Here is a 12,560-nt window from a genome sequence, read left to right on the forward strand (position 1 = left end):
GGATCCGCGGCTGCGGCAGTTCCAGCTCACCGAGGGCCTCGCCGACGCTCGGCGGCGCTGGGGCCATACGCCCAAGGGGATCTGGGCACCGGAGTGCGGCTACACGCCCGGCATGGAGATCGGCTACGCCGACGCTGGTGTGACGCATTTCATGGTCGATGGACCGGCGCTGCGCGGCGACACGACGCTCGGCCGGCCGGTGCGCGATTCCGACGTGATCGCCTTCGGCCGCGATCTGCAGGTGAGTTACCGGGTCTGGTCACCGAAATCGGGCTATCCGGGCCACGGCGCTTACCGTGACTTTCATCACTATGACCACGCGACGGGTCTCAAGCCCGCCCGGGTCACCGGCAAAACCGTCGCCGGGCCGGACAAAGCGCCCTACGACCCGGAGCTGGCCGCCGCGGCGGTGGCGCGCGACGTGGACGATTTCGTGCAGACGGTGCGTGAGCGGTTGGTCGCCGAGTCCGCGCGGATCGGGCGGCCCGCGCTGGTCGTCGCCGCGTTCGACACCGAACTGTTCGGCCACTGGTGGCACGAGGGCCCGCAATGGCTGGCTCAGGTGCTGCGCGCACTGCCGGAGGCCGGCGTCACCGTTGGCACGCTCGCCGACGCACGCGAGCGCGGTTACCTGGGCGAACCGGTGCCGCTGGCCGACTCGTCCTGGGGTTCGGGCAAGGATTGGCGGGTGTGGGCCGGCGAACAGGTGCGCGACCTGGTCGAGCTCAACGACGACATCGTGCGGCTCGCGCTGGACACCGTCGACAAGATGCGCGCGGCCCAGGGCGGCGCGTCGGGCTTGCGCGATCAGGTTGCCGATCAACTGCTGCGCGAGGCGATCCTGACTGTGTCGAGCGACTGGGCGTTCATGGTCAGCAAGGATTCCGCGGCGGGCTACGCGCGCGACCGCGCGCACCGGCACGCGCACGCGGTGCGGGAGATCGCCGCGGCCGTCGGGGCGGGCCAAGTCGCCAAAGCACGGCAGTTGGCGGCAGGATGGGGGGCGGCCGACGGACTCTTCCCCGCCGTGGACGCGCGACGACTGACCTCTGCGGGGTCCGTACCCGGCACCACCGGGGCAGCATCCGCCGCCGCGCCGGAATCGGGCCCCGCCACCGCGGTCCAGAGCCCGTACCCAGCGCACCCGGGCTCCGCCGCAGAAGGACGTGCATGAAGATTTTGATGGTGTCGTGGGAGTACCCGCCGGTCGTGGTCGGCGGACTCGGCAGACACGTGCATCACCTCGCTGTCGAACTGGCCCGCGCGGGCCACGAGGTGGTCGTGCTGTCCCGGCGCCCCTCCGGCACCGACTCCTCGACCCATCCCACGCACTCGTTCATCGCCGAAGGCGTGCTGGTGGTCGCCGTCGCGGAAGACCCGCCGGTATTCGACTTCGGCGAGGACATGCTCGCCTGGACGCTGGCCATGGGCCACGCGATGGTGCGCGCGGGCGTGGCCCTCGGCAAGCCGGGCATCGGCGACGGCTGGACGCCGGATGTGGTGCACGCGCACGACTGGCTGGTCGCCCACCCCGGCATCGCGCTGGCCGAGTACTACGACGTGCCGCTGGTGTCGACCATGCACGCGACCGAGGCCGGACGGCACAGCGGCTGGGTCGCGGGCAAGGTCAACAAGCAGGTGCATTCGGTCGAATGGTGGCTGGCCAACGAATCCGACGCGCTGATCACCTGCTCGGCGTCCATGCAGGACGAGGTCGAGCGGCTCTACGGTCCGGAACGGATCCCGATGACGGTGATCCGCAACGGAATCGACGTGGGCGCCTGGACCTTCCGTCCGCGTTCGCCGCGCAGCGGTCCGCCGCGGCTGCTGTACGTGGGCAGACTGGAGTACGAGAAGGGTGTGCAGGACGTGATCGCGGCGCTGCCGCGCATCCGCCGCGCCCATCCCGGTACCACGCTGACCATCGCCGGTGTCGGCACCCAGTTCGAGTGGCTGCGCGAGCGCGCCCGAGTGCACCGGGTCGCCCGCGCGGTGAACTTCGCCGGGCAGCTCGACCACGAGGAACTGCTCGGCTGGCTGCACGGCGCGGACGCGATCGTGCTGCCGAGCCGGTACGAACCCTTCGGCATCGTCGCCTTGGAGGCGGCCGCCGCGGGCACCCCGCTGGTCACTTCGACGGCCGGCGGGCTGGGCGAGGCCGTGATCGATGGCGTCACCGGCGCCTCCTTCGCTCCCGCGGACGTCGACGGCCTGGTCGAGGCGGTCCGCGCCACCCTCGACGACCCGGCCGCCACCCAGCAGCGGGCCTACGCCGCCCGGGAACGGCTCACGGCCGATTTCGCCTGGGACGTGGTGGCCGCGGAGACCGCCCAGGTGTACCACTCGGCCAAACGGCGGGTGCGCAATCCGCTCGGCCGCCCGACCATCGTCGAACGCCCGCTGCCGGAACGCGATCCGGAGTAGGCGGCTGCCTCGCCTTCGCTCGGCCCGGCGCATATACGGCTGCCTCGAGCCTTCGCTCGGCCCGGCGCATCTGCGGCTGCCTCGAGCCTTCGCTCGGCCCCGCGCGGGCTGATGACGGACTTCGTCCGGCTGCGTCGTTTTCTGCGCGATCAGCCTTCGAGCTTCTTGACGATGCGCTCGACGGTGAGCCAGGTGCGGGTGGTGATGTCCTTGCCGTACGTCTTGTCCAGCCAGGCCATGAAGTCCGGTGTCTTGCCCGGATCGCTGTTGTCGATCACTGCGAGGAAGGCGCGCGCGGCCTTGTCGTAGCCGACGATCCGGGTGAGCGGGTCGGGTTGTTCGGGCAGCGTGACCGGTGGCGTAGCGGTGTCCTTGAGGAACGTCGCGATCAGATAGGTCCCGCGCCCGTGCGTGAGTCCGGGAAACGGGTCGGTGTCCAGCAGAGCGCGCAGTTCCTCGTAGCTGCGGATGATCGTGCCGCCGCCGATCCCGAGTTCCCGGATCAGTGCCTGCTGGATGCGCTCCTCCAGCGCGGGGACGTCGGTCTCGGAGCTGCGGAACACGATATTGCCGCTGGCGAGCACCGACGCGACGTCCTCGAATCCGAGTGATTCGAACACCGCCCGCAACTTCGCGTTGCTCATGTTCGGATTGCTCGGCGTGATCCCGCGCAAGAGTGCGGCGTAGGCGTTCATACCGCCGAACCTACGCGCCTGCCCCGACTTCCCGACTGGTCTCGCCCGGCGGCCGTTACGCCGTCTGGGTGGCGCCGTTCTTCTTGCGGGCGATGTCTTCCAGCGCCGCAAGGTATTTGGCGCGTTCTTCGGCGCCCGCCTCCCAGGCCGCCTTGCGATTCTTGACCACCTTGGCCGGTGCGCCGACGGCGATGCTGTAGTCCGGGATGTCGCCCTTGACCACGGCGTGCGCGCCGAGCACGCAGCCGCGGCCGACGCGAGTCTCGCGCAGCACGGTCACCTTGGCGGCGATCCAGGTGTCGGGTCCGATGCGGACAGGGCTCTTCACGATGCCCTGGTCCTTGATCGGCACGGTGATGTCGTCCATCTTATGGTCGAAGTCGCAGATGTAGCACCAGTCGGCGACCAGCGTCGATTCGCCGATCTCGATGTCGAGGTAGGTGTTGACGACGTTGTCCTTGCCGAACACCACCTTGTCGCCGATGCGCAGCGAACCCTCGTGGCAGCGGATCGCGTTGCCGTCGCCGATGTGCACCCAGCGCCCGATCTCCATCCGGCTCAGCTCCGGCGTCGCGTGGATCTCCACCCGGCGGCCGAGGAACACCATGCCGCGCAGGACGATATGCGGGTTGGCCAGGCGGAACTTGAACAGCCGGTAGTAGCGCACCAGATACCAGGGCGTGTACGCCCGGTTCGCGAGCACCCAGCGCAGCGACGCCAGCGTCAGAAATCGCGCCTGCCGCGGATCCCGGCGGCGCGAACCCCGCCAGCGCGAGCGCAACGGTGCGCCCCACATGCTCGTCACGAACGGTTCTCCTGTCGTGGTCCTACCGGCTGCCGCCCACCTCGGCGGCGACGGATAGAGCCTATCGCTCGCGGCGAGTACCGGGACGGGCACCCGCGACGACAACGGCGGGACCCGTTCACCCCCGCACGGGCCTCCCGTACAGTGACTCGTGCGCCGGCGACGGCGACGGCGAACCCGCCGGTGCGAAGACCGTTCCGCCGGGCGCGGTTCGGGAATCTCAACGGTCTCGGGTGAGCCGACGATGACAGGAGTGCGGCAGGTGCGAAGCGGCGGCGTGCTGGCTACTTCCATGTGGCGACCGTCCCGAAAACGTGCCGCGGCCGTGCTGGCCGCGGTCGCCGCGCTGGCCTTGACCGGCTGCGGCACCGATGTCGACGACATCACCGTCGGTTCGGGCAAAGGCTGGACCGCCGCCCACCACGACGGCCGCAACAGCGGCACCAGTCCGGTCACCGGCTCGCGGAAGCTGGCGCTGAGCTGGTCGCGCCCGATCGGCGGGCCGATCGCGCAGCCCGTCACGCTCGGTCCCGACAGCCAGATGTTCCTCACCACGCGCCTGCCGAACTGCTCGATCTTCTCCTTCCAGATGGCCACCGGACGCAAGCGGTTCTGCAACGCGCTGGGCCCGAGCGCGATCTCCGCGCCCTCGGCCGTCGACGGTATGACCAACGTCTACGTCGGCGACGACAGCAAGGTGAACGCGTTCAACTACCTGGGGCAGCCGCGGTGGAGCACACCGGTCGCCGGGACGCCGGTCTCGGTGCAGTTCACCGGTGACGGCAAGCTGGTGACGGTCACCCAGTCCGGTCAGGTCGACGTGTTGTCGCGGCAGACCGGCGAGCGCCTCGTGCCGACGGTGCAGCTGCTCGGCGAGCCGGATTTCCTCGCGAATGCCGGCCTCACCTGGCCCGCCGCCGGTCAGGGATTGGACGACTGCGCCACCGGAGGACCGCAGTGCCCGGTCGCGAACATCTCCCCCATCGACGCCGCGAGCGGCCGTTTCTACGTGACATTGTGGCAGCCGGGCAAGCCCATCGCGGCGCTGGTCGCGCTGCGCTACGCCGACGGCAAGATCGAGCGGGAATGGAGCGCCGATCTGCTGGAACGCGGTAGCGCGACCAGCCCGGCCCTGTCCGCGGACGGCTCCACCGTCTACGTCGGCGACAACAGCGCCCGCCTGATCGCGCTCGACACCGCCGACGGGCGGACCAAGTGGGTCCAGCGGCTGGACTGGGCGCCGCGCGGCGGCATCTCGGTCTCCAGCGATGGCGTGATCATCCCGTCCGGCGACGACGGTTACCTGCTCGCGCTGCGCGACAAGGGCGACGCCGTCGAAACCCTCTGGGAACGTAAGAATCTGGCGGTGCGCGGAACCGCGGTGCAGACGGCGGGCGATACCGGCTACACCATCGCGGCGATCGGCGAAGGCCTGAGCCTGGTCACCTTCGACACCCGGACCGGCGCCACTGTCGATTCCGATGTCCTCCCCGGAGCACAGGGCGCCATTGCGGGCACGTCGGTCGGCGCCAAGGGCGAGGTCGTGGTCGCCACCCGTATCGGCGAGATCTTCGCCTTCAAGCCGGAGTAGCAGCCAGTGGCACCGAAACGAACCGGCCGCGACCTGCGGCTGGCCTTGGAGAACACCGATGCGTCGGCGTTAGACGAGGATTACCAGTCCGACATCGCCAGTGCGTTGTCGCTAGTTTCGGATGACATGCGGGATTGCCCGGACATTGTGACGCCGACCTGTACAATCTAGTCTGTCCAGACAGATTGGGGCTATAGCATGAGTTGGCAAGTTCAAGAGGCCAAACAGCGGTTCAGTGAGCTGATCAGAAGCGCAACAACGGACGGCCCGCAGGTTGTGACGCGACACGGCGAAGAGATCGCCGTGGTGATCGACATTGCCGAGTATCGGAAGCTCCGGGGCGAGGTCATCGACTTCAAAGACTTCCTCCGGTCCGAACCTGGCCTGGAGGATCTCGACCTGGCACGGAGCCGCGAGGTACCGCGCGACCTCGACTGGACGATCTGACGTGGCCTTTCTTCTCGACACCAATATCATCTCCGAACTGCGCAAGAAGAACGCCAACGAAAACGTGATTGCCTGGTACGACGGTGTGCAGTCCCATCAACTGCACCTCAGCGCTATCACCGTGGGCGAGATCCGCCTGGGAATCGAGCGCCTCCGTGGTCGCGACACCGCACAGGCGGAGGTTCTCGAGCGGTGGCTCGGCACCCTGCGCACCACCTACCGGGATCGCATTGCCCCCGTCGATGAAGATGTCGCCGAGGAGTGGGGCCGGATGAACGCACCCAACACGATTCCGGTGTTGGACGGATTGCTCGCCGCGACCGCGTCCGTGCACGGATGGACGTTCGTCACCCGCAACGTCGCAGACGTGGCGCGCACTGGCGTCGCCGTACTCAACCCATTCGAGCCCGTACCCCGGTGACCCCGGAAAGTACCGCCAGCCGCTAGCGCATTCGCGCGTCCACCGCGGTGCACAGAAAGGCTGTCGACGCACGTCCGATGCGGGTGATGACCAGGGTGAACGGTTGGGAGCCCGCCGGTTTCAGAGTGCGCCGCAGCCGGTCGGGGTCCACGTCGACGCCGCGGGCGAGGATCTCCAGCGGCCCGCAGTCGTGGCGGCGGAGTTCGGCACGCAGGGTCTTCTCCCGGTAGTCGAGGCGATCGATGATCCGGAAACCCCGCGTCCCGGCGGGGACGCGGTCACCGGTCAGGTAGGCGATGCGTGGATCCAGTTGCCACAGGCGGTGTCTCGCCGCATAGTGACGTACCAGACCGGCTCGCACGATCGCTCCGTCAGGGTCGACGATCCAGTCGCCGGGCTCGCCCTCGGGAATGTCGTCGGGTTCGGCGTCAGTGAGAGTGCTGTGGGCCCCCGTGGAGGTGAGCACCGTGGCGCGGCGCGTGACCCCCGCATCGGTCAGCCCAGCAGACCACAGACACGCCTCGCGCACCGCGCCGTCCAGCGAAACGACCTCGATCTCACCCGGCCAGTCCAGGCGATCGAAATCCAAACCCGGAGCACATTTCACGGCCAGATCGCGGGCCTGGTAGGCGGTCAGCAGATCGGGGAGCGGCGGCTGCAACTTCGCCGGGTCGTGGGTACGCCGACCGTCCGCACGCCGCGCCGGGTCGGCGATGACCACGGTGTCACGGGTACTCGGGCGCAGCGCGTCCGCCTTGGCCAGCACCACATTCCGCGCTGGGGACGCACCCGATTCCCCTACGGGTAACCAGCGCTGCCCCAGATTGTGCGCGGCGATGGCGAGCCGCACTTCGTCCAGATCGCTGCCGACTACAGCCGGGCACACCTGGGCCAGCTCGACGAGTTCGGCGCCAATTGAGCAGGTGACGTCGTGCACCACCCGTCCGGCCAGGCGCGCGGCCCGGTGGCGCGCGACGATGGTCGGGGTGGCCTGCTGCAGGGCGTCGTCGGTGAACAACCACTCCCCCGCGTCGGCGAGTTTGGCCGTGGCGCGGCGGCGCAGCCGGACCGTCTCGACCAGGGCCGCGGCCCGGTCACCATGGACGCGGCGCACTTGCTCGAGATCCTTCAGCAGAGCTGCTGAGGTCAGTGCCAGTCGGTCCACCTCGGCCAGCGCGGCCCGGCCGGTCGCGCTGCCCAGGTACCCGACGTCATCGCGGGTAAAGCGATAGCCCACTACCGGTTCCCCACATGCCCGTGCATCGAGTCGGCCCTCTCGATTCCGGCAATCGCGGTTGTGCCGGTGGCGATCCTGCAAGCCCTTGCCCGGTCACCGTTTCCGCGGCGTTCCGTCTCCGGATTCCGGAACGGCGACCTGGGCTCGCACCCACCCGCTTCGGCAGCACCGACCGTGCCGCCGAGGTGGGCGATTCGATCGCGGCAGGGATCGCGGACCACTACTTTCCGGCTGCGCTCGGCTTCACGCCGGTGATCATGGCGTTGTAGAAGAACTGGCGCGGAACCACGCGGCGCATGACGTTCTCGTCCACCCAGCTCAGCCCCAGCCAGGCGCGGTACATCGCCATCCGGTAGCGCCAGGTGAGCTTCTCGGCGGGCACGGCCGCCTCGAACGTGCGCACCGGCCAGCCCCACAGCGCGGCGGCGAATTCCTCGGTCTTCGCGGACACGTCGACGGCGCCTGCCGAGCGCGCCATCGCCTCCAACCGGCTCGGGTCGAAGGTGTGCAGGTCGACCACGGCTTCCAGGGCCGCTGCGCGTGAGGACTCGTCCAGCTCCTCCTGTGGACGCCGCCAGTCGCTCAGCATCGGCAGCTTGGTGACCGTGGTGGTGGCCTTCCAGGTGATCCGGCCCAGCCAGCGCGCGTAGAAGTTGCCGGCCGTGGTCGGCTCGCCGGCGAACACGAAGCGGCCGCCCGGCTTGAGCACACGCAGGCACTCCTTCAGCGCCAGCTCGACGTCGGGGATGTGGTGCAGCACCGCGTGGCCGACCACCAGATCGAAGGTGTCGTCCTCGTAGGGGATGGTCTCCGCGTCGGCGACCCGGCCGTCCACGTCCAAGCCGAGGTTCTGCGCGTTGCGCAGCGCGACCTTCACCATGCCCGGCGAAAGGTCGGTGACCGAGCCGGACTTCGCCACGCCCGCCTGCATCAGGTTCAGCAGGAAAAAGCCGGTGCCGCAGCCCAGTTCGAGCGCCTTCTCGTAAGGCAGCGGGGCGGGACCGACCGCGGCGTCGAAGCGCCCGCGGGCGTATTCGATACAGCGCTCGTCATACGAGATGGACCATTTGTCGTCATAGGTCTCGGCTTCCCAGTCGTGGTAGAGCACCTGGGCCAGCTTCGTATCCTTGAGCGCTGCTTCGACCTCTGCCTCGGTGGCGTGCGGGTTCGGCGCGGGGTCGTCGGGACGTACCGTCATGGTCGGCTAGCCTACCCAAATCCGCTGTTGACGCCTGCTATCGGCCCACGAATTCGGCCGACCCTGGACCGTTGGCCAGATAGGAACCTGTTCCGATCAGGCGATCTTCCGTCGTGAACAGCGCCGACCATTCGATCCGTGCCCGATCGAGGCCGTGCGGACCGGCTTCGAACACCGCTTTCGCGGCGGCCAGCGCACGGGCCGGGCCGTCCTCGAACTGCCGCGCCCAGCGCATCGCGGCGGTGTAGACGTCGTCGGGCGCGACGACCTCGTCGACCAAGCCGAGCGCCTTCGCCTCGTCCGGCTCGACGAAACGACCGGTGTAGACCAGGTCCTTGGCCGGGCCCGGTCCGATCAGCAGGGAAAGCCGCCGGATGCCCGCGAGCGGGATAAGGCCCGCCTTGATCTGCGGCAGCCCCAGCTTGACGTTGTCACCGATGACGCGGCGGTCGGCGCCGAGGGCCAGTTCCAGCCCGCCGCCGAGGCAGTATCCGCTGATCGCCGCCACCGTGGGCTGCGGGATCCTGGCCAGGCAGCCAAGGGCGCGCTGCAGATCGGCCGCCATGGCACCGGCCTGATCCACCCCGAGCCCGGACAGCTCGGCCACGTCGTCGCCCGCCGAGAACACCCGCTCGTCGCCGTACACGACCACCGCCGCCACGCCCGGATCCGCGGCCACGGCATCCGCCGCCTCGGCCAGCTCCCGCGCCAGCTGCATGTTCAGCAGGTTCATCGGCGGGCGGGCTATCCGGAGGACGGCCACGCGCCGCTCGGCGGAGCTCTCGGGCAGATCCAGGGTGACGAATTCGGCCATGGGAGGCCACGCTACCGGGTGCTCGCATCAGCAACACAGCGAGCGAACACAGCCACAGCCCAGCACTCTTTCGTGCCGGAGCCGGGGGCCGGCGAGGTGCAGATATGAGCGACCTCGGCACAGCCGCCGGAGCGGTCAGGGCCGCACGGAGCCCTTGAGACGTCCGGCATCCGGGAGATCGGCGAAGTAGCGCTGATTGTCCGGGAAGGACAGCATTTGCTTGCCGTTGACATCGGCCAGCACGGGCATGATCGGATCGATCACGCGGCGCGCGGCCAGGATGTCGGCGGTGGAACCGAATTCGCCGAGCGCGACCAGCTGCGCCCAGGTCGGCGGCAGCAGCACGTCGGTGCCCGACCGCCAGCGGTCCAGCGCCTCGGCCGGCGTGCTCCACTGCACCTCCGCCGCCTCGGACGTGGCGCCGTCGGCCAGCTGCCCTTCCGGCAGCACCGCGACGAAGAACCGGGTGTCGTAGCGGCGCGGCTCGATTACGGGGGTGATCCAATTCGCCCACGGTCGCAGCAGATCCGCCCGCAGCACAAGCTTTTCTTCGGCGAGGAACGTCGCCAGCGACAGCTCTCTGCGCTCCAGCCTGCCGCGGGCGTCCCGGTATCCGGTTGTGTCGGAGACCACGCTGTCGCCCGTGGGACCGGCCAGCAGCACGCCGCATTCCTCGAACGTCTCCCGCACGGCCGCGCAGACCAGCGCCTTCGCCCTGGCCGTCGTGGTCGCGAATTGCTCGGCCCACCAGGAGGGCTCGGGACCGGCCCAGGCGATGTCCGCGGTGCCGTCGGACGGATCGACGCCGCCGCCGGGGAACACGGTCATGCCCGCGGCGAACGCCATGGCGCCGACCCGCCGCTGCAGGAAGGTCTCAGGTCCATGGGCGCCGTCCCGCACCAGCAGCACCGTCGACGCGTCCTTGGGTGTCGGGGGACTTTGAGAGTCTTCCTGCGCTTCTATCTCACTCACTCCTGCACCTTAAAGGACGCAGCGAGACGTAGTCCGCCCTCAGCCCGCGCACGTCAGCGGGTGCGGTGCTTGCCCGCACGGCGTGCGCGGCGTGCGAAGTAGCGGCCGTCCACCCGGTCCAGCGCGATCGATTGCCGGAAGGCGTCGCTGAGGTTCTCCGCGGTGAGCACGTCCGACAGCAGCCCCTGCGCGATCACCGCGCCCTCGTTGAGCAGCAAGCCGTGGGTGAATCCTGGCGGGATCTCCTCCACATGGTGGGTGACCAGCACGATCGCGGGCGCGTCCGGGTCGGCGGCGAGGTCGCCGAGCCGTTCCACCAGTTCCTCCCGGCCGCCCAGGTCCAGGCCCGCGGCGGGCTCGTCGAGCAGCAGCAGTTCGGGATCGGTCATCAGCGCGCGAGCGATGAGCACCCGCTTGCGCTCGCCCTCCGACAGCGTCCCGTAGGTGCGGTCGGAGAGATGTTCGGCGCCCAGGCTTTCCAGCATGTCGATGGCGCGGTCGGTGTCCAGGTCGTCGTAGCGCTCCCGCCAGCGGCCGAGCACCGCGTATCCGGCGGACACCACCAGGTCGCTGACCTTCTCGTCCAGTGGGACCCGGCTGGCCACCGCGGCCGAGGACAGGCCGATGCGCGGACGCAGCTCGCTGATGTCGACCTTGCCGATCCGTTCCCCGAGTAGATGGGCGATGCCCGCGGTGGGATGCATCTCGGCGGCGGCCATCCGCAGCAGCGAGGTCTTGCCCGCGCCGTTGGGGCCGAGGACCACCCAGCGTTCGTCGAGCTCGACCTGCCAGGAGACCGGGCCGACGAGGGTATGGCCCGAACGACGGACGGTCACGTCGGTGAAATCGATGAGCAGATCGGGATCCGGTTGCGGCACGCGCTCCATCTTGGCCCACCGTCGGGGGCACTTGCCAACGCGGGGAGGAAAACGGTCCAGTCGGTCTGATCGACGCCCTCAGCCGTGGTCACGGAGCCAGGGCCGCGACCCGCCGCGATCGGCGCTGTCGCTCGAGCGTTCACGACGATCGGGCAGGCGCTGCGACCGGCACCCACTGCCACGACGCTGTGCAGGGAGCCGCTCTGCTCGACACCGCGCCTACGGCCACCGGATGTTCCGCGGCCGTAGGCCTGAGGACGAGCCGAACGAAGCCGCCGGGCACATAGTGGCGATGATCGTGGCGATCGCTCAGGTGCCGAGATGCGGAGTGGTCTGGCGGGCCTCGCGATCACAGTCGGGTGGACCGGTGTCACGTTGGTGAATCCCGCGTCCGAACAGCGACCGTGCTGCGCTGGGCCACGGGGACGATGCCGCGGCCCGCCGCGATTGCGACGGTGTCGCCCAGCGGCTCACCACGATCGGGCCGGCCTCGTCGGTGAATCCCGCATGCCGCACAGCGACTGTGCTGCCGGAGTCACGAGGCCGACACCGCGCCGAACTGCGACGGGGTCCCCGCGACTCACCAAGATCGGGCGGGCACCGCGATTACCGTCATCGAACCCGGCGCTACCTCGGTGAATCCCGCGTCGCGCACCGCGACTGCGGTGCCCTCGGCCACCTGGGCGGACAGGGACGCCCAGCGGTGCGGGTCGGCGTCGCGCACCGCGCAACGGAAGCCGAGTTCCGCCCAGCGCGCTACGTGCTCGACCGGCAGCGCACCGGCCAGCAGCATGCTCGCGTGGCCCACTTGGGCGGCCGCTTTGCCGAGCGTCATCCCGAGCGCGGCGTTCACCCACAGCACGGGCAGTTCAGGGGCGGGCGGACCTGGGTCGTCGTGGTCGAGATCGGTTCCGCCGATCTGCAAGCGCTTGATCACCGGGTCGACCTCGCCCACCGGTCCGGGTACCAGTGCCCGCGCTTGCGCGCCGTCGATCTCGATAGTGACGCCGTCCACCGCGCAGGTCGCGCGCCACTGGGCGCCGCGGGCGCGCCGAGCCAGCTTGCGGATGCGCGACCG

At 69.6% G+C, this 12,560-nt stretch carries 13 protein-coding genes; 5 read left to right on the forward strand and 8 right to left on the reverse strand.

The window, feature by feature from the left end; genetic code table 11:
* Together NA4_RS18845 and NA4_RS18850 are read left to right on the forward strand one after the other, a co-directional pair.
* The coding region (locus tag NA4_RS18845; RefSeq protein ID WP_245671474.1) for a 1,4-alpha-glucan branching protein domain-containing protein at window positions 1-1,174 on the forward strand (1,174 nt) is incomplete at its 5' end.
* A complete protein-coding gene (locus tag NA4_RS18850; RefSeq protein WP_067471270.1) occupies window positions 1,171-2,424 on the forward strand; it encodes a glycosyltransferase family 4 protein in 1,254 nt (417 codons plus the stop codon). The genes NA4_RS18845 and NA4_RS18850, both read left to right, overlap by 4 nt.
* Before the next feature lie 149 nt (window positions 2,425-2,573).
* Here NA4_RS18850 and NA4_RS18855 read toward each other — a convergent pair whose 3' ends face one another.
* Entirely contained in the window at window positions 2,574-3,119 is a 546-nt protein-coding gene (locus NA4_RS18855) for a DUF1697 domain-containing protein (RefSeq protein ID WP_067471273.1), read from the reverse strand.
* 55 nt (window positions 3,120-3,174) lie between these two features.
* Entirely contained in the window at window positions 3,175-3,924 is a 750-nt protein-coding gene (locus tag NA4_RS18860) for an acyltransferase (RefSeq protein ID WP_067471280.1), read from the reverse strand.
* Window positions 3,925-4,177: 253 nt separating this feature from the next.
* Between NA4_RS18860 and NA4_RS18865 the strand changes: the two genes are divergently transcribed.
* The 3 genes from NA4_RS18865 (at window position 4,178) to NA4_RS18875 (ending at window position 6,383) form a co-directional block, all read left to right on the forward strand.
* Window positions 4,178-5,515: an outer membrane protein assembly factor BamB family protein gene (locus NA4_RS18865; protein WP_245671475.1), complete on the forward strand. Its 1,338-nt coding sequence runs from the start codon at window positions 4,178-4,180 to the stop codon at window positions 5,513-5,515.
* A gap of 198 nt (window positions 5,516-5,713) precedes the next feature.
* Window positions 5,714-5,962, forward strand: a complete 249-nt coding sequence (locus NA4_RS18870) for a type II toxin-antitoxin system Phd/YefM family antitoxin (protein WP_067471285.1) — start codon at window positions 5,714-5,716, stop codon at window positions 5,960-5,962.
* A gap of 1 nt (window position 5,963) precedes the next feature.
* Window positions 5,964-6,383: a type II toxin-antitoxin system VapC family toxin gene (locus NA4_RS18875; RefSeq protein WP_067471287.1), complete on the forward strand. Its 420-nt coding sequence runs from the start codon at window positions 5,964-5,966 to the stop codon at window positions 6,381-6,383.
* A 22-nt stretch (window positions 6,384-6,405) separates the two neighbouring features.
* Here NA4_RS18875 and NA4_RS18880 read toward each other — a convergent pair whose 3' ends face one another.
* The 6 genes from NA4_RS18880 to NA4_RS18915 form a co-directional block, all read right to left on the reverse strand.
* Window positions 6,406-7,620, reverse strand: a complete 1,215-nt coding sequence (locus tag NA4_RS18880; protein ID WP_067471290.1) for a THUMP-like domain-containing protein — start codon at window positions 7,618-7,620, stop codon at window positions 6,406-6,408.
* Window positions 7,621-7,840: 220 nt separating this feature from the next.
* Window positions 7,841-8,818, reverse strand: coding sequence for a class I SAM-dependent methyltransferase (locus tag NA4_RS18890; protein WP_067471294.1), 978 nt, complete (start codon window positions 8,816-8,818; stop codon window positions 7,841-7,843).
* Window positions 8,819-8,855: 37 nt separating this feature from the next.
* On the reverse strand, window positions 8,856-9,632 hold the full coding sequence (locus NA4_RS18895) for an enoyl-CoA hydratase-related protein (RefSeq protein WP_067471296.1): 777 nt from the start codon (window positions 9,630-9,632) through the stop codon (window positions 8,856-8,858).
* Window positions 9,633-9,767: 135 nt separating this feature from the next.
* Entirely contained in the window at window positions 9,768-10,604 is an 837-nt protein-coding gene (locus NA4_RS18900) for an NUDIX hydrolase (protein WP_067471302.1), read from the reverse strand.
* 53 nt (window positions 10,605-10,657) lie between these two features.
* Window positions 10,658-11,491: an ABC transporter ATP-binding protein gene (locus tag NA4_RS18905; protein WP_067471305.1), complete on the reverse strand. Its 834-nt coding sequence runs from the start codon at window positions 11,489-11,491 to the stop codon at window positions 10,658-10,660.
* Window positions 11,492-12,062: 571 nt separating this feature from the next.
* The coding region (locus NA4_RS18915) for a peptidyl-tRNA hydrolase (protein WP_176580051.1) at window positions 12,063-12,560 on the reverse strand (498 nt) is incomplete at its 5' end.

This window comes from Nocardia amamiensis NBRC 102102 (assembly GCF_001612745.1).
In the GTDB taxonomy this organism is placed as follows: Bacteria; Actinomycetota; Actinomycetes; order Mycobacteriales; family Mycobacteriaceae; genus Nocardia; species Nocardia amamiensis.

What these genes read in the sequence shown, in the direction of transcription:
- NA4_RS18850 (WP_067471270.1), top strand. Translation starts at nt 1,171, where the DNA reads ATGAAGATTTTGATGGTGTCGTGGGAGTACCCGCCGGTCGTGGTCGGC.
- NA4_RS18855 (WP_067471273.1), bottom strand. Translation starts at nt 3,119, where the DNA reads ATGAACGCCTACGCCGCACTCTTGCGCGGGATCACGCCGAGCAATCCG.
- NA4_RS18870 (WP_067471285.1), top strand. Translation starts at nt 5,714, where the DNA reads ATGAGTTGGCAAGTTCAAGAGGCCAAACAGCGGTTCAGTGAGCTGATC.
- NA4_RS18890 (WP_067471294.1), bottom strand. Translation starts at nt 8,818, where the DNA reads ATGACGGTACGTCCCGACGACCCCGCGCCGAACCCGCACGCCACCGAG.
- NA4_RS18895 (WP_067471296.1), bottom strand. Translation starts at nt 9,632, where the DNA reads ATGGCCGAATTCGTCACCCTGGATCTGCCCGAGAGCTCCGCCGAGCGG.
- NA4_RS18905 (WP_067471305.1), bottom strand. Translation starts at nt 11,491, where the DNA reads ATGGAGCGCGTGCCGCAACCGGATCCCGATCTGCTCATCGATTTCACC.